This is a genomic window from Bradyrhizobium sp. LMTR 3 (assembly GCF_001693485.1).
Taxonomy (GTDB): Bacteria; Pseudomonadota; Alphaproteobacteria; order Rhizobiales; family Xanthobacteraceae; genus Bradyrhizobium.
In genome coordinates, this window is the sequence record NZ_MAXC01000012.1 from 895,952 (window position 1) to 915,346 (window position 19,395).

The 19,395-nt window shown below is 58.7% G+C and carries 12 protein-coding genes and 2 pseudogenes; 1 reads left to right on the top strand and 13 read right to left on the bottom strand.

Translation table 11 applies throughout. From position 1 onward, the window contains the following. Positions 1 to 33: 33 nt before the first annotated feature. From LMTR3_RS13605 to LMTR3_RS36340, 6 genes and pseudogenes are all read right to left on the bottom strand, one after another. Positions 34 to 441 (bottom strand): annotated as a pseudogene (locus tag LMTR3_RS13605) (adenine nucleotide alpha hydrolase family protein); the annotation flags it as partial. Between the two features lie 17 nt (positions 442 to 458). Then, the gene (locus tag LMTR3_RS13610) at positions 459 to 1,301 is read right to left on the bottom strand and encodes an electron transfer flavoprotein subunit beta/FixA family protein (protein ID WP_065745477.1); all 843 of its coding nucleotides are present in this window, start codon (positions 1,299 to 1,301) and stop codon (positions 459 to 461) included. 751 nt (positions 1,302 to 2,052) lie between these two features. Further along, complete coding sequence (nifA, locus tag LMTR3_RS13615; protein ID WP_502686633.1) at positions 2,053 to 3,807, bottom strand: nif-specific transcriptional activator NifA; 1,755 nt, start codon at positions 3,805 to 3,807, stop codon at positions 2,053 to 2,055. A gap of 289 nt (positions 3,808 to 4,096) precedes the next feature. Beyond that, entirely contained in the window at positions 4,097 to 4,876 is a 780-nt protein-coding gene (locus tag LMTR3_RS13620; protein WP_065745676.1) for an SDR family NAD(P)-dependent oxidoreductase, read from the bottom strand. A gap of 723 nt (positions 4,877 to 5,599) precedes the next feature. Next, a complete protein-coding gene (locus LMTR3_RS13625; RefSeq protein WP_065745479.1) occupies positions 5,600 to 7,435 on the bottom strand; it encodes an NEL-type E3 ubiquitin ligase domain-containing protein in 1,836 nt (611 codons plus the stop codon). Between the two features lie 434 nt (positions 7,436 to 7,869). Then, a pseudogene (locus LMTR3_RS36340) lies at positions 7,870 to 8,069 on the bottom strand (IS66 family transposase); the annotation flags it as partial. A 794-nt stretch (positions 8,070 to 8,863) separates the two neighbouring features. Here LMTR3_RS36340 and noeE point away from each other — a divergent pair. Beyond that, positions 8,864 to 9,826: a nodulation protein NoeE gene (gene noeE / locus LMTR3_RS13630; protein WP_065745480.1), complete on the top strand. Its 963-nt coding sequence runs from the start codon at positions 8,864 to 8,866 to the stop codon at positions 9,824 to 9,826. A gap of 622 nt (positions 9,827 to 10,448) precedes the next feature. Here noeE and LMTR3_RS13640 read toward each other — a convergent pair. The 7 genes from LMTR3_RS13640 to nodC all read right to left on the bottom strand — a co-directional run bounded on the left by LMTR3_RS13640 (position 10,449) and on the right by nodC (position 19,395). Next, entirely contained in the window at positions 10,449 to 11,438 is a 990-nt protein-coding gene (locus tag LMTR3_RS13640) for a nodulation protein NodZ (RefSeq protein ID WP_065745482.1), read from the bottom strand. Between the two features lie 388 nt (positions 11,439 to 11,826). Then, on the bottom strand, positions 11,827 to 13,872 hold the full coding sequence (locus LMTR3_RS13645) for a carbamoyltransferase family protein (RefSeq protein ID WP_065745677.1): 2,046 nt from the start codon (positions 13,870 to 13,872) through the stop codon (positions 11,827 to 11,829). A gap of 92 nt (positions 13,873 to 13,964) precedes the next feature. Further along, on the bottom strand, positions 13,965 to 14,753 hold the full coding sequence (locus LMTR3_RS13650; RefSeq protein WP_065745483.1) for an ABC transporter permease: 789 nt from the start codon (positions 14,751 to 14,753) through the stop codon (positions 13,965 to 13,967). 3 nt (positions 14,754 to 14,756) lie between these two features. Further along, positions 14,757 to 15,671: a nodulation factor ABC transporter ATP-binding protein NodI gene (nodI, locus tag LMTR3_RS13655; protein WP_065745484.1), complete on the bottom strand. Its 915-nt coding sequence runs from the start codon at positions 15,669 to 15,671 to the stop codon at positions 14,757 to 14,759. A 9-nt stretch (positions 15,672 to 15,680) separates the two neighbouring features. After that, positions 15,681 to 17,390, bottom strand: coding sequence for a nodulation protein NodU (nodU, locus tag LMTR3_RS13660; protein ID WP_065745485.1), 1,710 nt, complete (start codon positions 17,388 to 17,390; stop codon positions 15,681 to 15,683). 9 nt (positions 17,391 to 17,399) lie between these two features. Next, the gene (gene nodS, locus LMTR3_RS13665; RefSeq protein WP_065745486.1) at positions 17,400 to 18,023 is read right to left on the bottom strand and encodes a nodulation methyltransferase NodS; all 624 of its coding nucleotides are present in this window, start codon (positions 18,021 to 18,023) and stop codon (positions 17,400 to 17,402) included. A gap of 28 nt (positions 18,024 to 18,051) precedes the next feature. After that, the gene (nodC, locus tag LMTR3_RS13670) at positions 18,052 to 19,395 is read right to left on the bottom strand and encodes a chitooligosaccharide synthase NodC (protein ID WP_065745487.1); all 1,344 of its coding nucleotides are present in this window, start codon (positions 19,393 to 19,395) and stop codon (positions 18,052 to 18,054) included.

Genomic DNA, 19,395 nt, shown 5'->3' on the forward strand with positions numbered 1-19,395 from the left:
CTGCGACGCGGTCGCGTGAATGCGGTGGCCGCCCGAGGCGGCGACATCACGGCCCAAGATCTTGGCTCGCAACAGCAGGATTTCCGGCTTGTGGGTGTTGACAAGATCTGTCAACGCCATGCTGTAGGACTGGTTGCGGTAATCTGCGAGCATGTTGTCGGCGACGAGATGGACAAGGTCTCGGCGTAGGAAGAATTCGACCGCTGCGCTGCGTGTCGCCTCGCCCTCCGGACCGATCACGACCGCCGCGAGATCAAGCTTCCGCTTCTCGGCGAGCTTGCGGCCCGCGCCCGTCAGCTTCCAGGAAATTGGATGCACCTGCCCGGGCTCCTGTTCGATGAAGAGCCAGACATGCTTGTCAGCGTTGAAATGCCCCGGCAGCGCCTTCTTGACGGCGCACCGTTCCGCGGGCAACGCGGGAGCTCTCATCACATCGCTCATTCGCCAAGACCTTCAGATCAGGCATCGCGGGCCAGCGCCGCAAGGTCGGTTTCAAGCTTGGGCTGGTGCTTGAAGATGGCATCGATCAATGCTTGCGCCGGCTGCTCGCCGGCCTCTACGAGCACCGCCTTCTCAGCGCGCGCGGACGGCGCGAAGACACGCTTAACGACGGTCGGCGAGCCCTTGAGACCGCATTTGGAGATGTCCTCGACACCAGCCTCCTGCGCGCTCCACTTCACGATCGGCGCCCGGGCGGCACGCAATGCGTCGGCCATGGCGCCGCGGCGTATCTGGTTGGTTGCCTCCAGCATGGTAATGAGACACGGCAGCCTGGTGCGGAGCACCTGGACGCCACCTTCGGAGCGCCGTTCCGTTTCAATTGAGCGTGCGGTGAGATCCAGGGTTCTGATCTTTGCGACGTAGGTAAGCTGCAGCACACCGAGCCGCTTCGCGACTCCGGGCCCAACCTGCGCGGTGTCGCCGTCGATGGTCTGCTTACCGGTGAAGATGAGATCCGGCGGGCCATATTCCTTGCCGATTTTGCGGATGGCGGTCGCCAGCGCGTAACTCGTTGCCAGCGTATCGGCGCCCGCAAAGCAGCGGTCGGTGAGCAGTACGGCGCGATCGGCGCCAAAGGTCAGCGCTTTGCGTAATGAGTCCTCGGCTGATGGCGGCCCCATTGTAAGGACGGTGATCTCGCCGCCGAACTTATCGCGCAGCTCCAACGCGGCCTCGAGCGCGAAGAGGTCGTATGGATTAATGATAGTCGGCACGCCCTGACGCATGATCGTGTTGGTCACGGGGTGCACGCGGATCTGCGCGGAGTCGGGAACCTGCTTGATGCAGACGACGTTGTGCATGTGCTTCTCCAGACGTTGCAACGGCTGGCGAAGAGAACAGCAAGTGTCGTACCATTGCGCGACTTTCAAAATCAGGCCGCAATACAATGGCTTTTGGGATGCTTGATGTCACTGTAGCCTGACGTTCGCCGACGGAATTGCGACATTCGTCGTGACTACGACAGCCAGGTTCGCGCGGCGTGATCTGCCGTTAATTGGATCAAGGAGAGCGGCCCAAAGACGAGATGCGCTTTGCTTGAGTTGATCCATACGCGATCCCGAGTCTCCGCAGCGGCCGCTGCGCTCACGAGAGAGCGTAAGCCCTGAGCCGACTTGCACGGGACTATGCTTCGCATCAGCGCCACAATAAGCTTGCGGCACCTGCGACCGCGAGGCACACGGCGGTCGCTTTCGAGCGCAGGCCCCGCACCGCGCAGCGGCCGCTGTATATGACGCCGAGCGAATTGAAAGCAGTCGAACAGCACCCGATGGTCTCACTGACGCTATCCGGCCGTGAGCTGATGGTCGATGGCAACATCGCCAACGGATTCGCGATGACAGCGTCGCGTTCGCACAAGCGTAGCGGGCACGCGACCGCCGGTGGTCGGGCGGCATGATCTTGATCATGACAGACTCGGCGCTGCCGCAGCGGTCGCATCAGATCGTGATTGGCAAGTCCGCGCCAGACGACCAAGCTCTATTTCTGTTTCGCCAGCTATTCGCCCAACGGCGATGATCACGGCCCCGACACGCCGCAAGTCCGACACTCCTTTTAGAAGCGTTTGATCTCGACGCCATATTTCCTCAGGGCGTAGCCAATTTGGCGCGGCGTAAGTCCAAGCAGGCGCGCCGCCTTCGCCTGCACCCAGCCGGATCTTTCCATGGCCGCGATGACACGCTCGCGATCTGTCATCTTCGCACCACCTACGAGGGCTGCGCCGACTGGCGCTAACGGAGCGAGCTCGCTGCCGAAAGGCGAGAGCGATGTAGAAGCCTCCGCCGGCGACGTGGCCGGCTTAGCGTGCACTGGTACGACCGGCCCGGGCTGCAGCGCCATCTCCTCCGATCCGCTCTTCCACAGCATCGCGGAAAGGCACTGGCCGTGGCAGCAGGCAAAGTCGTCTCTCACGATCGATGGTCCCGGTGCCAGAGTCGCGGTCCGCTGCACGCAATTCTCAAGCTCGCGGACATTTCCCGGAAAACCGCAGTTCATCAGTACTTCAATCGCACTCGCATCGAAGGTAAGCGTACGGCCGTTCTCGCTGTTGAAATTCCTGAGAAACTCGGTGGCGAGGAGCGGAATATCACCGCGCCTTTCACGCAACGGCGGCAGCAGCAAGGGGACCACGCTGATGCGATAATAGAGGTCGGCGCGGAACTCGTTCCTTGCCACCGCCTCTTCCAGATTCTTATTCGTGGCGGCAATCACGCGAACGTCGACCTTAATGGTCTGGTTGCCGCCGACGCGCTCGAATTCCTGCTCCTGCAGTACGCGCAACAGCTTTGCCTGGAATGAGGCCGAGATCTCGCCGATCTCGTCCAAAAATAGTGTTCCCTTGTCGGCGAGCTCAAAGCGGCCCTTGCGCGCAGTGAACGCGCTGGTAAAGGCACCCTTCTCATGACCGAACAATTCGGATTCCAGTACCGTCTCAGGCAGCGCCGCGCAATTGAGTTTTATGAAGGGCCGCTTGGCGCGCGCCGACCGCTCGTGAATGGCCTTAGCGACCAGCTCCTTTCCGGTACCGGACTCGCCGCGCAACAGCACCGTACTGTTTGATTTGGCTACGACCGCGATCTTCTCGAGCAGCCTGCGCAGCGCCGGGCTGTCGCCAATAATCCCCTCGACATGAACCTTCTTGCGCTCCCGCGCAGGCTGTTTGAGCTCGGTCAATTCCTTTTGCAGCCGGTCCTTCTCCGCCATCAGCCGCTCGCGGTCACACGCGAACAGGCGATGCAGCTTCACTGTCTGCCCCGCTAGGTTGGCGATCATTGTGAGCAGCCGGACCTCGTAATCGAGCCGGGCGCTCGACGCGTTGTCCAGGATGCGGTCGATCGTCAGCGTGCCCACGACATTCGCGTCGATGCGAATGGGAACGCCGATGAACGATACTCGCGTGTCGTCGGAGGCGCCGAGCACCTCCCTGTCCGCAGCACTAAAGGCCGGATGCACTGCTACGTTTTCGGCGACGAGCGGCTTGTCCGACGACACGATCTCGTCGATTACCTTCTGCGGCAGGCGCATCCGGAAGCGCTCGTCGCTGCCTTCGCTCCAGCCGGCGCCCACGGTAATGTCCGGCACGCCATCATCGTGGAACAGAGAGACGATGCCGTGCCGCATCTGCACAAACGATTGCAGAAGATCGACGACGTTGGCCAGCGTGACTTCCAGCCGGCAGGGGGCGGTGAGTACTTTCGATATTTCGAAAATCCCGATAATCGCGCTCTCGTACAACGGCACATTAGGGAGCGCGTCGTCCGTCTCGGAGTTTGAGTTAGGCCTTTCGCGTACGGAAGGGATATGCAGCATGACGACGTCTCCGTTGTTATGACCATCCTCCCTGTCATCCTGTTCGGATTTGCGAATATTGTGTTGCATGTCATCCTCGATCTCGCCCCCATTTTGGGATGACGCAAGAGATAACTTCTTATTATGGCACGATGGTAAAACTGCATCGCGACACGACGGTAAACTTACAGTGTGCTTTGATTTGCTTATTCTCTGCTCTTCCGAACTCGTCGCGCGCATTCCGTGGGAACACGAATTCCATTGATGTAGATCAAATCAGCTGCGACTTGTTTCTTGCAGGTACAGTCGATCACAGATGTTGGCCACCATTGATCGGCACCTCGGTGCCCGTGACATAACTTGCCGCATCCGAGCATAGGAAGAAGATGACCTTCGCGACTTCTTCGGGTGTGCCCACTCGGCGCAGCGGAATATTTGGTACAAGACGCGCTTCCGTGTTCGGCGACAAAATATCGGTCTTGATCTCGCCGGGCGCGATCGCATTCACGCGAATGCCATGCGGTGCATAGTCGTGCGCCATTTCGCGCGTGAGACACGCGAGCGCAGCTTTCGAGGTCGCATAAGCGGAGCCGGCAAACGGGTGCACCCGGGACCCAGCGATTGAGGTCACGTTGACAATTGATCCGGACGCTGCTTTCAGCTCGTCAAACAGACCTTGCGCGAGCAGGATCGGCGCCACCAGATTAAGGTGGAACACCGTCATCCAGGTTTCGACTGACGTCGTCAACGCCGTCAGTCGTGCGCCATTCGGCGTTTTCGGTGAGATGCCGGCATTGTTGATCAAGCCGTGCAATGGCGCGTCTGCGAGGCGCTCCTTGATCTCGGCGATGGCGCGCGGCAGCATGCGATGGTTGCTGAGGTCGACCTGGACATGGTTGTCGGCCCCCGACTCCCACGGGCAGTGCCCGCCATCAAAGGGTTGGCGCGCGCAAGAAATGATGCGCCAGCCCGCTTCCGAAAACAGCTTTCCGGTGGCGTGACCAATACCGCGCGACGCGCCGGTTAGCACCAGCGTCTTCTGTTCTCCCTGCTGGATGCGGACTCTATCGGTGTGAAACGGACAGCCCACGTCGGTCGCCGACGGTGGACTAGCGACCGCTTCGTCGTTTCTCAGATCGAGACTCAAACGCGCCTCCCAATTCTCTTGCCCTCGCCCGTGAACGCGATGCAGGATTTGGGCCAGTGCGATGCAAAGGAACGCTCACGCGTTTTGCGGCCCAATGTCGCGTTCGCAACAGCTTGGCTGGTTCCCCACATCATGCGCGTTTTCTTTCGGACAATGGCAAACGCAGGTGCACAAGCCGATTTTCGAGTCTCGCGTAACGTGCGCGGCACGACCAGTTTGGCTCCGTCTTGCTCCATGGCCCTAATGCGCGCTGGTTTATCGCAAGTATTGTCAATGCGGTCGGGCCAGGTCCGTCAGCTAAATTGCTGCGCAGATCAGAACCGCCGGCGAATTCGTTTAGTTCGCTCTCACACCGTTCGATGCGCTGGAATGAGGTATTGCTGTTGAGCAATCCGCCCCTCCTCTACCGGCCACGTCATTCCAATTCATCATTTCGTGATCGAACTGGGTCTCACGATAGGCGGCAGCAAGCTCTCCCTTGCAGGCGTTTCTCGACGGCCTTCCGCCATCGCAGTGCTTCTTGAGCGCGGCGATGGCTCACGGTCGGCTAGCTCGGCTTGCTGCTGCGGCGGCGGAGCTGCCAGGCAGGCATAATCTCTCATCTCGCGCAATCGACCGCGGCAACGGCCGAAAGAGCGATTGACAGTCCTCGCATGAACGGCCGCTTCACAGCTCGAGGCCGTGCCTTGCGAGCACCTGGCGCGTTAGCGCACCCTTGATCTCGCTGGCGATTTCGTTGCGGATCTTGGCTCCAAGCTCCCGCTCGGCATCGGGGTCGCCTGTCAGGCCATGCTCGGCAAGACGCTGGTTCAAGCGAGTTTGAAACTCCTCTCCCATCGCATCGATGAGCCGCTCCTGCATCACTGCATGGTCACCGGGGGCGATGCGTCTCACCACGCTCTCCCAAGGTTGCCAGCGCCTTGCCAGATATTCCGCGAATCCCGTCGCCTCCTGGTCCCGCACCGACGTCGCGGCCCTGGCAACGTCGTCTTCTGTCACGTGAGAGATGTTCAGGAAGCGCATGTCTGGGGCGACGTGCCGCAGCTCCAGGGGGTCGCGCAGCTGGGTCTGGTAGGCAAGATAGACGTCGATCTCGTCGATGTCGGCGTCCGGGTCGGCACGGCGGAGCGAGTTGACCGTCTCGCGCGCGATCCCCTCCAGCGCCCCCAAGCGGAACATCACACGGCCGTGCTGGAGCAGTTCGTCGAGCCGCCCGTCATAGGCTCGGTCCTCGACATCAGCGTTCAGGCGTGCGGTCTGCATGCCGTTCCAGGCCAAAGTGATGCGATCCTCGCAGCTGTCGCTCGCTCCCAAAGCCTGCTCGAAAAAGTGCTCGCGCAATCGCGGCCTGGCCGCCGCCTGCCGCAGATCCTCGACCACCGCCTGCCGGAACGCCTCATTACCATAGTTCACCGTGCCACGGAGCCTGTCGAGGAAGCGTGCGTAGTCCTGAGCACCTGGCTCTTCGGCGAAGCGCTGCCAGGCGGCCACTGTCTCAGTATCGCCCTCGAGCCAGTGCGCGACAACCTCGTGCAGGGCCTGCGGCTCGACTTGCACCGCTCCCTCGGCCATAGACAAAAAGATCTGCGGGCCGGCATAGTCCCCGGCATGCATGGCTGTCGCCAGGTTGGTCAGTACCCCCTCGGGCAGCGGATTATTCTCCAGATCGACGCTGGACTCACGGCCCAGCTGCGTCAGCAGGGTCTCTGGCACGCTGGCCAGCTGGTTGTTGCTGGCGCCGATCCATAGGAGCTCGGCGGGGATCGTCTCGGGCAGGCTAGTCAGCTGGTTGTGGCTAGCACTGAGCCATTCGAGCTCAGCCGGGAGGGGCTCGGGCAGATTGGTCAGCTGATTGTAGTCGACGTTCAGGCGCTGGAGCCCGGCTGGAAGGGCGGGCAGACTGGTCAGCCGGTTGCCGCTGGCGTCGAGCTCCTGAAGCGTTGCCGGAAGAGTATCGGGCAGACTGGTCAGCTGATTGTTGTCGACCCTCAAGCGTTGGAGCCCGAGCGGCAGGTCTGCGGGCAGGCTGGTCAGCCCGTTGCCGATGGCGTAGAGCCGCCGAAGCCCGGCCGGAAGGTCGGGCAAGCTGGTCAGCCGATTGTTGCTGGCGCGGAGCCGCTGGAGATCGGCTGGAAGGTCGGGCAGGCTGGTCAGCTGATTGTTGTCGACGTTCAGGCGCCGGAGCTCGGGCGGTAGGGGAGCGGACAAGGCGGTCAAGGACAGGGACGACAGATCCAGCGGCTCATCGACATCGCCCGCCTCCCGCCAAGCCCTCGTTCGACTTACCGCCTCTTGCCGATTCTCGTTTTCGCCCTGCCCCTCTTCGGCAGCCCGGCCCGTCAGGACCTGGTCCTGCGAGGAGGCGGGGTCGGCGGCGGACGCCTCCGCCTCGGTCAAGACCTCGACCCACTGCGCCGCGGCCGGGGACCCTGGTTCGGAGGTTTCTGATTCGGAAGTCTCGGAAGGAGTGCCAGCGCCAAGCTGGGCCCGTTCTGCATTCATCGATGCCGTCTCCTCGGTAGCCAAATGAAGGGAATGCGCCGGAGCCGTGCTTCTCGAAGCCGGTAGCTCTCACCAGGGATGGTGATCACCGACTAACGAGGAAGCAGGCGATCACGGAGTGCGGTTGCAACCACAGAACCGCCGAACACGCTGCGCCATTCGCCCACAGGGCAGTTGCAGCAAGACCAGTACGTCCAGACGGAATCGACGGTTAACGAAAGGGTTCAGGGTTGTTTCGTTAGAGCAATACATCCCCCTCTCCTCTGCAGCAGATCAAGCCGGACATCGCAGTCCAGATAGACAGTATCTCAATGCTATAAGACTTACCTGTCCAAAAACTGACGAGTTTCGGAAGACTCATAATGCGCCGGTGAAAGCCCATCGACTCTCGAAGCTGCAGCGTCAATGGGGTCTACTGAAGAAACACTGGTGACGGTCTGGCGTTCGGGACGCCTTTCGCGTAAATCCGCGCACACTCGTCGTCTTGGCTACAGCCTGCTCCGCAAACAGCTCGTCTTTAGTGGCGCCAATTTCCAGCTCTTCGAAGGTCAGCGCCAACTGGGTCGATCAGCCGCGATGATCGCTCTGATCGATGGCCGTAGATCTGGCGCTCGAGCTTGGCGATCCTAATTCTGATGGGCGATCAGTCTTCCGAGGCTTTGCACGGGCAAACGCGAGCGGCGCCCAATACCTTCACCAGCATTCGCATATGACCTCAAAGCTAGACTTAAGGTCAGATCTTCAGAAAGACGACCGAAGTTCACAAAGCGGCTGCCACCGAAGCGATACATCGAGCGCGATGAGCAGATTTAGATGATCGAGGCCCTGAACGCATGATTCGGATTTATCCAGCGCATGGATGCATTCCATCAAAACAATCGATTTTAAAAATTGGAAGAAACAGATAGCAAAAAGTCAGTTGGACAAATTGAATTCAGGCATACTAGGATGGCTACAGATCTTCGCCGTGGCCCTGAGAAGAATTCTCAGGTGCAGGGGCGAGCATCAACTGAGGCGCATGCCCATTGCGGCCACCTTCTCCGGCGGCCCCGCAAGCTGCGCCGCTCGACGCGATAGGCGCCTCCTGCGTCACTTGCCACCGATAAACCTCCGTATAGCTTTTCCAACCTTTTTTGTATCACCCGCGTATCTACGTACAATTGAACGAACTCTCGACTTCGCTTTTGCTTTGCGAGCAATCGGGAGCTGCCGATTGCACGTGCCAAATGCTTCTGCGATCCCGCCAATTGGACCAAATTCCATAGCTCTCAGATCATGCGGAAGATGCAGGCGAAGTCCTTTCTCATGTCACAATGCTGCGCACGCGGTCACATGTGGAACAGCACGGCTGCCCTTATTTCTTTCAACGGGACAAAGGGAGGCTCGGGCGGCCGCTCGCTTTGTTGCCAAGCATAAGAGGGTGGAATCATGAGCCGAGATGCCAACGATTTGCCTGCGGTCTGCTTTCTCCTCGGCCTTCCGCGGTCGGGGACGACGCTGCTGTCGCATTTGCTCCAGCAGCACCCAGATATTGTGGCGCCGCCTGAGCCCTGGTTAATGCTGGCACTTGAGGCATTTGGCAGAGTGGACCACCGTCACCCAGCGGGGGCATCACTGATTCAGGACGCAACGTCCGAGTTTTTGGGCCGAATCGATCATACGATCGTCAGTCGTGCGTTTGCCGATGCGGCTTACGGTCAATATTTGGCAGCAGCGAGCAAGCGTACCTTCATAGACAAGACGCCGCGTTATTGGATGGTGCTCGATTTTTTGGATTCTCTCTATCCAGAAGCGCCACACATACTTCTATTCCGTAATCCCTACGCTGTTGCCGCTTCACTGAAATCGACATGGGGCATCCCGCTCGTGCCAGAAAGCTGGCCGCCCGCCAGCCTGTCTGGTCTCTCCGATCTTGTGCTCGGCCTGCCTCCCGACATCGCATCTTCTCTCGCAGATCTCGTTCTGGGCCTACCTACGCTCGCGGCGCGCCGCGGTCGGACGCAGGCGCAGACCGTGCGGTACGAACATTTGGTGGCGAGCCCCGACGAGGAAATCCGGCGCGTGATCGCTGGCCTCGGCTACGATCCAAACTGCATTGCATCGGCGACGATGGAGCAGCCGGAATATCTTCGGTCCAGTCGCTTCGGGGATCGAAAAATCCTAAAGAGAAAGGCTGTCGATGACCGCTCAGTCCACACTTGGCAAATCGAACTGAGCATCCAAGAGATGCAAGCAATTACGGATGCAATCGGCGCCGAGCTTTTGATAGAGCTCGGGTATGAGCAGGAACTTCGGCACGTTCAGCAAGCCGGGATCGTAGATAGAGGTCGGGCTATAACCGAACAATGTCGTCAGGTATTTCAAACGTGGTGGGATTTGCGCCGCCCCTAGGTGAGAACATCGTGCGGCATCTGGCGGAATGGGTGGGCCAAACAGCATTATCTGGCAAGCTGAAGAGAACTCCTCCTCGGCTTTCGACCCATCCATAGTTCGGGAGGCGCAACATCTAACAAAGTCCAACATGGCGGAGAATTTGCGCCTGGCGAATTCGATGGCGGCTCAGTTGAACCAGGGACTCCCGCCCTCCGAGACCGATCGAGCTGCGGGGTTAAACGCCCATTCGTGATTGCGATGCAGCCATCGAGACATTGCGGAACGAAGTCGTGCGGCCTTATCCGTGGGGCACGATTAGCGGGCAGAGGGCATATTCAGCTACCGGCGGTTGGAGCAGCGCGTTCCCTTGCGGGCGATCCGCGAACTGATTTAGACAGCGCTGAAGGACCTGACGCGAGACTTCGGGAGGTTTACGCCCGGGATCGCTGGCCGATCCCGTCCGAGCGGCTCTTTGCGGGCTCTGCTGCGGGAGCGATCTACGGGTGCGATCTGACCGGCGGTGATCGAACAGCTCGACCTTCTGAACATTAACGAAAAACGACATCCGACAGTATGAACGGCGATGCCGCGCAAATGCGACGGGCCTCGATATGATCGACGAGGGTTCGGATTACGAGTTTCACAAAGTCGGGAGATGTTCGGAGGATTCATCAATCAAGATCAAACGAGTCGGATCGTTCAAATCGAACTCAATAATGCGTGGCGCGAAGAGGCGGGCATAGCGCGTGAAGGCACTAGTCGGCGGAAAGCGAATCACGGTATCGCATCGCCCGAGAAGATACATCTCGATGAGAGCGGAGATTCCGCCGTCGGCTCCCAGTGCTGCACTATGTAATGGCCCGGCCTGATCCGCCTGGAAGCGTTTTGGGATCGTGAAAAGATCGGGAAACACAGCCGACAGCTTGTCAAGCACCTGCGCGCTGTCCGTACACAACAATACCCTTACAGGTCCTGGATGTGGCAGCGCTTTGGCCGTATCAATGGCAGTGCATACCTGCCGGAAGGCGAGCTCCGGATCGGCCCAGTAGGGCGTGTGCCCCATTATATCTTCGCCGTTGCCGTGCCGAACATGAACCCCGATTATGCTGCGCCCTTCAAAGTGCTCTTGATATATGGCGTCAATCCGAGCTTGAATTTCAGACCTTGGTTTAATGCTCCGAAATATCTGTCGTTCGGCATCCTGATCGCAACGCCACATCAAACAAGCATCACACACCACGGTGTTAGCGTCAGTATCATGTTCGGCTTGGAAAAGCTCACTCAGCTCATCACGTTCTCGGAAAATCTGTTCGTCTGGGCGGTAAACGCAGTCGATGGATGGCCTATTCCACCAGGACGGGAAGAAAGGACCCGGAAACGAGAGCTGGTTGATCTCGTCATCGCAGATGACCCGTACGCCAGCGATGTCTTGAATTGGCTCGAAGAACACCGGAAAGGCGTTCGTGAAGGCTTGATCGAGATAACAGGAGCCACGCCAATCAATGGCTAGCGTCCGCCCCGTCCGCTGCGCATAGCGCCAGGCTGACGCCAGGGACCACAGGCAATCACCGAAACCAGTACGTCGCCGAGAAACAACGAACCGCTCGTTCATCGAGCTGCCAACAAGCATTTATGTTTCCTCGTTAAGGGAATACCGCATGGATAAGGACGTTAGGGAAACTCTAGTATGGCCTCGCCCGATGCTGTCGTCCGCGATCGTGAGCCAACTTGGCTAGTAGAATTTCATAGCCCGCTACTATGAAGGAGCCGCGCGACAATGTTGCGATCCACATACTTGATTTCAGTCGTACCTGCCTTGTTGCAACAGCTCTTCGAAGCACTTTCCGGCATGTACCATGTCGAATAGAACTGCTGGTGCCACGCTTTCCGTTCTGAGCTCGCTGCTTTGGCGCAGCGCCCAAGGCTACAAGCATGAGCCCAGTTACCGGATATGCCCGCTCAGGGGCCCAGCTGCCCCCGCATTTGGAGACCTACACAAGACCATATTCGTGGTGCCGTTATGCTTTCTCCAGCATTTGATCGCAGTCTTGATGCGCGCGAGCCGCATGTGGAGGATGGAGCCGAAGGCGGCGCTGCTCCCATAATCCCCGCAGTTCCTTCACGAGAGCTTCACGCCTAGCCGGATCGAAAGTAATTGTATCCAGGAGATTCCCGAGCACGGCTTCGCCCTCGATCTGCATCAGTAGGTCGAACGCATCCTGTGAAATACGCACACTGCCACCGCTGGAGTGCCCCGTACGGATTTCGCACACCGTCTCCTGGCGATCTCGCGCTGTGTAAGCGCGAACCCGATAGAGGCGTGCATAAGGTGGCAATGAAACCGCGAGCGCAGTCCAATCCTCCAACGTTGCCGCCCTCTTTTTGACGAGGAACGGCCCGACCACAAGTCCATCCAGCTCTGTCGTCAGAAATGTGGTAATCGCGTCTGCAACCGACTCCACTATCGGCTCGGCGTTGTTGTTAAAAGACGTATTGAGCAGAACCGGGATGCCCGTCCGCTTCTTGAACGAATTAATAACCTCCCAGTAGGCGGGATTTGTCTTGCGCGATACTGTTTGCAGTCGCGCAGTACCGTCGACGTGCGTTATGGCGCCGAGCACGCTTTGTTTGGAGTCGCGCACGCGAACGACAAAGTTCATAAAGGGAAATTCGCGCGTATCGTCGGGGAGGTCGAAAAATTCGCTCGCATCCTCCTCCAACACTGATGGCGCGAACGGTCGATAGCCTTCGCGCTTTTTTACCATCGCGTTGATCCGGTCCTTGTTTGCCGCAGGCCGAGGATCGGCAAGAATGCTGCGATTGCCAAGCGCACGTGGCCCGAACTCCGAACGACCCTGCACCCAGCCGATCACGGCGCCATTAGCCATCCAGTCAGCTGCGCTACCTGCCACGTCGTCACTGCGTTCGACGTCAAGGTGTCCACCCCATGCATCCAGTTCCTGCTGCACGGCGCGCTCGCTCCCAAGATCGGGACCCCAGTAGACCTCCCGCAGCCGCTCACGTGGCGCGGGCCGGCCCAGCTCGTGAGACATCATTAGTGCAGCGCCTAATGCGCAGCCCGCGTCATGCGCCGCGGGTTGCACAAAGATGTCTTCGAAAAGCCCTGAATACAGCAGCTTACCATTCATGGTGCAGTTGTGGGCTACCCCTCCAGCCAGGCACAACCGCTTCATGCCGGTAGCCTTGCGATGATGCCGGAGAATGTGAAACACGATCCGCTCCAAGGCTTCCTGCAATGAAGCACTCACGTCTCGATGCTGCTGAGTGAATGGCATTCCCTTTCGCCGGACTTGGATGCGCCGGCGCAGGGTCGGACCGATTCGGTCGAGGTAGACGCGGTAGCCACCGTTGTCTAAAAGTTCGTAGAACTGCTCGAAGAGCTCGCGATAGGGAGCCGGATCCCCGTAGGGGGCAAGGCCCATGACCTTGTATTCATCGAATAAGCCGTAGCCGAGACACCGGATCGTCTCGAGATAAAGTAGCCCCAGGGAATTATTCTCCGGGAAGGTCGCGAGTTGGGTAACCTCGGTTCCAGACCCCAGAGCTAAGAGGCCGGAGAGAAAATCACCACCGCCATCGATCGCGAGGATTAGACTTTGCTCGAAGCCAGACATGGCAAAGGCGCTTACGGCGTGCGCCTGATGGTGGCTTACGAAAGAGACACGGGACGGATCGACCTCGGTACCAAACTCCTGCGCTAGTAAGCTACGCATCAACAGTTTGGCATCCAAAGGAATCGAGACGTCCGGCTGGGACCCGAACAGGCCTTCGAGCATAGCGTTGCAATAAGCTTCGGTCGCGTAGAACGCGATACGATCGATGTCGCCGAGTTGGATTCCTGCGGCTGCAAGGCAGTATTGTATCGAACGGCTTGGGAATTTGTTGGAGTGCTTAATCCGATTGAGGCGCTCCTCTTCAACGGCCGCTATCACGCGTCCGTCCCGGACGAGCACCGCAGCGCCATCGTGCAGAAATGTGTTCGATAGCTCACGTGTATCTTCATAGACTTTGTCTAGTCCACCGCTCACTCCTAGACAGAACATCTCATTCTCCATTTATCGTGACACGAAGCCCAATTGGCCTGCCGAATTCGCGGTATTCCATCATGTCTCTATCGCTTCTGCGGAATCTCGGGTTAACGCATCAGGCGTCGGCGAAACAGCGCGATTGAGAGGAAGAACGGCAGCACCGCGTACATGCACAGTGCACCGATATGCAGGCCAATGCCGCCGGCCGGGAGCCCAAGCATCACTGGGCGGATGAGGTCGACCGAATGTGCCAGCGGCAATAAGCCCGCCACGCGCTGAAATGCGCTGGGCATCTGGCTCACCGGAAAGACTGCGCCGCATAGGAACACCATGGGTGTGACGACGAGCGTCTGGTAAAACACGAAGTAATCGTAGCTGGGCGCAAGGGATATGACGACCATCGCTAGGCTCGCGAAAACGAGGCCAGTGAGTGCGATTGCTGGTATCGAATAGAGGATGGATGCCCACGCTGCGTAGCCCAGGGTCGCGGCAACAACTGCAATTGCCGTTCCGGCCAGAACGGCTTTGGTGGCTGCCCATGCCAATTCACCGAGAACGATGTCGCCGAGCGTGAGCTGTGTGCACAGGATTGCTTCCCAAGTGCGCTGAGCACGCATGCGGGCGAACGCCGCATACATTGTTTCGAAGGTGGCGGCGGTCATGGCGCTAGTCGCGACCATCCCACCAGCCAGAAACGCGATGTATGAAGTGCCGTCAATGAGCCCCACAATTACTCCAAGGCCAAAGCCGAGGCCAAACAGATTAGTCATGGGATCGGCGAGATTCCCGAGAACGGATGCAAGCGCGACTTTTCTCCACGCTAGACAGTTGCGACGCCAGACAGCGACCCAGTTGTACGCGTTGGCGGGCATGACGGCAGCGTAACCTTCACGCATCGTTCATCTCTCCATTTCCCGCCCGGTCAGCCGCAAAAAGACATCCTCGAGATTCGCAGGACGCTGCAGAAGGCGTAGACCTGCGCGCCCGCGCAGCTGCACGAGCACCTGCTCCGGATCCGGCGCATAGCAAAAAATCGTCTCGCCGCTCACTTCGATATGCCGCGCGTAGGGCCTGATCAAAGAAGATAGGTCGTGCGGATTGCCGCCATAGATCTCGATCACTTGGCAGCCGATCTGCTCATCGATCAACGCGCGAGGCTCGCCTTCTGCGATCTTGCGTCCTGCCTCAAGCACGCACAGCCGATCGCACAACCTCTCGGCCTCTTCCATGAAGTGGGTGGTCAAAAGAATCGTCTTGCCTCGCGCCAGCAGCAATCGCAGGCGTTCCCAGATTTGGTGGCGCGCGTGCGGATCTAGACCGGTGGTCGGCTCGTCCATCACTAGCAGATGTGGGTCGTTGATCAGCGCACGCGCCAGGGTCAGTCGCCGCTTCATGCCGCCGGATAGTTCGCCGACACGAGCATCCGCCTTGCTCTCCAAGCGAGCGAACTCGAGCAGTGCTGGCACAGCTGCTTCGACCTCGCGTGCGCTCATGTTGAAGTAGCGCCCAAACACCAGCAGGTTCTCGCGGACGGTAAATTCCAGTTCGAGGTTGTCGAACTGCGGCACCACGCCGATGCGCGCACGTGCCAGGCGAGCACGCGCCGGTACGGGCTCGCCGAGCACGGTCATCTTGCCAGTGTCTGGCGCTACCATGCCGAGAACCATACGCGCAATCGTGCTTTTGCCCGCCCCGTTTGGTCCGAGGAGGCCAAAGCACTCTCCCGATGCGACAGCAAAGGACAGCCCGTCGACGACGATTCTGTCGCCATACGACTTCCTTACGCAGCTAAGGTCGATTGCTACGGTGGACATATGTTCATCTTAGACTGACAGAAGGCGTTCGGCCGGCGATCGTTCACTTACGACCGTTTTGGTCCATAGCAGGCCGTCGCACCATATGTGTTCAACGCGTCCCCACTGGCAGGCTGCCGCGGCATCCGGAAAAAACCCACGTCCATGGTGGTTGGCACTCGTATTGCAAAGCAGCGGAATGCCCGTGAGCTCTTCATATTCGACGAGGAGCTCCGCGATTTTGTGCGGAGAGGTTCTGGGAACGGTCTGCAATCGCGCAGATCCGTCCAGGTGTATAATAGCGGGGACTTTGTTCCACCATTCTGCCCGTGTCTGGTGATCGAAAAGCATGTAAGGATCCGGCGTTCCGGGGCTGAAAATTTCCGGCGCACGGTCCTCCAGGCATATCGGCGCGACTGGCCGAAAGAGTTCGCGGAGCTTGATGTCGTTGAGATGATCCTTCATTGCCGGCGAAGTCGCGGCTGCCAGAATGCTTCTGCCACCCAATGCTCGTGGTCCAAGCTCCGCGCGACCGGCAAGGAAAACCACTGGCTTGTTGCTCGCGAGGATGGTCGCAAGTTCACGCATACTGCATGGCGCAGCGTTCCATTCGGACGACACATCGCTGGGTATTAGTGCCGGGCCACTGTAGACCGACCATTGCAGCGGCACGAAGCCCTTGGCCGCCGCCATTGCGGAGCAAGCGGCACCGATTGCCGAGCCGCTGTCATTCGGAAAGGGCGGCACCCAGACATCATCGAACAGGCCAGTCGCACGTAATGCACTGTTCCATTTGATATTGAGACCGCAGCCACCGGCTATGCACAAATTGCCCGGCCCCGGAAAACACGAATGCCGCTCCAAAGCACTGGCCATTTGGCGGATAAGGAGACGCTCGAGGAAACAATGAAACGATGCAAGTACATCTTCGGGCAGCTTATCTTTCAAACGGAGCTCGCTCGCGTCGAAGAAGTCGTGCATAGCCTCCAGTGAGGCCTCCTCGCTATTGACGTCCGCACGATGACGACGAGCATGCTCCGTGTCGCCCGCAAAGCGCTCCTCGTAGAGCTCCTGAAACACCGCCACGATGTCTTCATCAACAGACCCGAGCGCGATATAGGCCATCAGCTTGCCGGCAACACCTAGGTCCCAGCTCGTACGGCTCGCCTGCCTATAAGGTCCGAAGTGATGGCCCGCGACAGCATAAGCATGGCCTATAATCGGAAACAGGCATTCGATGAAGTGCGCGCCGCGGGGTTCTACGTAGTAGAGACGTGGAAAGATGCAGCCGTCCCATACCAGGCAGAAGGCGGGTTGTCCGGCTTTAGCAAAAGGGCTTGTGCAGTATGCGGAGGCCACATGGCCTGTGACGTGCGGATAGCTTTTATAAGGAAAGACCCGGCCGTCGAGCATCAGGTTAAAGCCGTCGCGCGAAGTGAGAAGGCTGTGGGCATTCCGTTCAACATACGGCGCCCCTTTGAGAGTGATGGGTGCCACCCCGCTGAGGACTTGGAATTGCGACTCGACCTGCCCGTCCCAGCCGTCGATGACGAACTGGTCGACGTCCTGCGGATCCAGACCATGCTCCGCCAAAGCGACAACAACTGCGTCAAGATTGTCGATGGTTTGATACCGCGGATTGTTGCTCCGTTTCTCCTGCTCGATGCAAAAGACCAGCCGTCCGTCCTCCACAAGAGCAAACGCCCCGTCATGCGTCAGCTTGATGCCGCAGATGCGCATAGTGTCTCCTCAGCAATTGGATTTAATCGACACTCGAACTGGATTCCGAAAGTAGACGAGCAAGCAGTCTTCATCAGCCGACTCACCCTGGCACTGTACGCACTCCACCTCGATCAACGTTTCATTGAGCATGGTTATGACCGACTCGGCACCAGCAGCGTGCCCCCAACGCCTGCAGGCGGCATCACGCGCCGATCCAAAGAGCAGATGCCCACCTGGCGCAAGCATCTGCACCAGATTGCGGATGGCCGCGCGTATCTCAGTTAAGTCGTCGAGGTAATAGAGAACTTCCGCCACGACGATCAGATCGAACAGCTCTGGGGTCGAGAACTCCTGGATATCGGAAGCTATCCACGTGATGTGCGACCACCTCTTCGTCCTTTGGCACGCTCGACCGATCGCTCGCGGCATAACATCAACCACCGTGAGCCGTTGACAGTGGGGTGCCAGCTTTTCTGTGAATGCGCCGGCTGCGCACCCGAGTTCGAGACCATGTATAATAACCCCTTGAGTAAGCGACAGCCGGAGCATTTGTGTGTGACGCTCCCGCTCGAACGGATTACCGTCGAGCCGCCACGGATCGTCGCTCGCCAATTCGAGATCTAACGATTGATATTTCTTGTTCCGGCTCACGGCTTGTGCACCTACGTAATGTTCAAGGTCACTCGCCGCTGCAAATACTGTTTGACGTCACGAAACTCGAAGAACGGCGCGAAAGATCCTTACTGCGAACTGACCCAGCAATTTTAGCGTTTGGTCCAGCGATCGGGTTTGGGATGACGACCTGTTTTTCACCCTCGTTTGGTAAGTTTGCAGACTTGCGTGACAGCCAATCGCTATTGCTCAATGTACACAATGCATAGGCTTTCACGGGGAGTAAGAGAAAGATGTTGATGATTGTGTGCAGAGAAAAGCCGAGAAACCGAAGTTCGCGAGCACGAAACGCTGCGACGCTGCAGCGAACCACGGTCATTGATGCGATAATCAGTCCTGTCCACCACGGTACTGTGGCTGTGAGTGCCAGCTGCGCGAGCGCCGCTAGCGATGACACGGCGAGAAGTAGCGGGCCGAGATTCTGTCCGACTACATCTAGCGTGAGATAGCGATCAAGTTCGGGCAACAGGCGCAGCGCAAGGAAGGTGTCACGGAAAGTGCTGCGTGCCCAACGGAGTTGTTGGCGCAGATACGGCCTCAGCCTATCCGGAACCACTGTTGCCGCGACGGCGTCGGGAACGTACTCCGTTTGAAATCCTGCTTTCAACATGAGGATCGTGAGGTGGCGATCCTCACCGAAGTCGCTTGGCTTTCCCCGAAAAAACTGCGTTTCGTACTGATCTAGCAGCAAAAGGAGCGCGGAACGGCGGTACATGGCACATGGGCCGCAACAGCACATAACGGCCCCGAAGCGAGCCTGTGCCGCGCGCTCTTCGTTGCAAGCCAACCAGTACTCCATGTCGATCAGCCGGGTTAACCAGGTGTCGTTTCGGTTACTCGCCGTCAACTGACCCATGGCCGCCCCGATCGCCGGATCTTGCATCTTTCGTGCAAGTTTCGTGACTACATCGGCGGCGAGTATCGTGTCCGAATCGACGTTGAGCACCAAATCTCCAGACGACCTGCGTATCGCAGCGATCTGCGCCTTCCGCTTTCCGACATTCTCTCGCAAAAGAATAAAGCTAAACCTCGGGTCTTCAGCGTAGGCGTCGTGGACGGGTGCTTGGGCTTCGAGATTTCCGGACCCGTCATCAACCACATAGACCTGCAGTTTTCCGATGTAGTCTTGGCCTGCAATGGATCTCAGACACGCCGATAGCGTGCGCGGGTCCTCGTTGAAGCAGGGGACGATGACATCCACGCTCGGCAAAGCGTCGGAGACGACCACGTCATCCGAAGCCGATGAAACGTTTGTCGGTAGAGCATAAAGCACCTGCGCGCTTTTATAGAAAGTCGAGAGCAGCGCATACAATGAAATAGCGACAGTGCTGGTCGTAGCAAGAAGATTCAT

Coding starts and splice junctions, on each gene's coding strand:
- LMTR3_RS13610 (WP_065745477.1), bottom strand. CDS start 1,301: ATGCACAACGTCGTCTGCATCAAGCAGGTTCCCGACTCCGCGCAGATC.
- nifA (WP_502686633.1), bottom strand. CDS start 3,807: ATGCTGCATATCCCTTCCGTACGCGAAAGGCCTAACTCAAACTCCGAG.
- LMTR3_RS13625 (WP_065745479.1), bottom strand. CDS start 7,435: ATGAATGCAGAACGGGCCCAGCTTGGCGCTGGCACTCCTTCCGAGACT.
- noeE (WP_065745480.1), top strand. CDS start 8,864: ATGAGCCGAGATGCCAACGATTTGCCTGCGGTCTGCTTTCTCCTCGGC.
- LMTR3_RS13640 (WP_065745482.1), bottom strand. CDS start 11,438: ATGCTTGTTGGCAGCTCGATGAACGAGCGGTTCGTTGTTTCTCGGCGA.
- LMTR3_RS13645 (WP_065745677.1), bottom strand. CDS start 13,872: ATGTTCTGTCTAGGAGTGAGCGGTGGACTAGACAAAGTCTATGAAGAT.
- LMTR3_RS13650 (WP_065745483.1), bottom strand. CDS start 14,753: ATGCGTGAAGGTTACGCTGCCGTCATGCCCGCCAACGCGTACAACTGG.
- nodI (WP_065745484.1), bottom strand. CDS start 15,671: ATGTCCACCGTAGCAATCGACCTTAGCTGCGTAAGGAAGTCGTATGGC.
- nodU (WP_065745485.1), bottom strand. CDS start 17,390: ATGCGCATCTGCGGCATCAAGCTGACGCATGACGGGGCGTTTGCTCTT.
- nodC (WP_065745487.1), bottom strand. CDS start 19,395: ATGAATCTTCTTGCTACGACCAGCACTGTCGCTATTTCATTGTATGCG.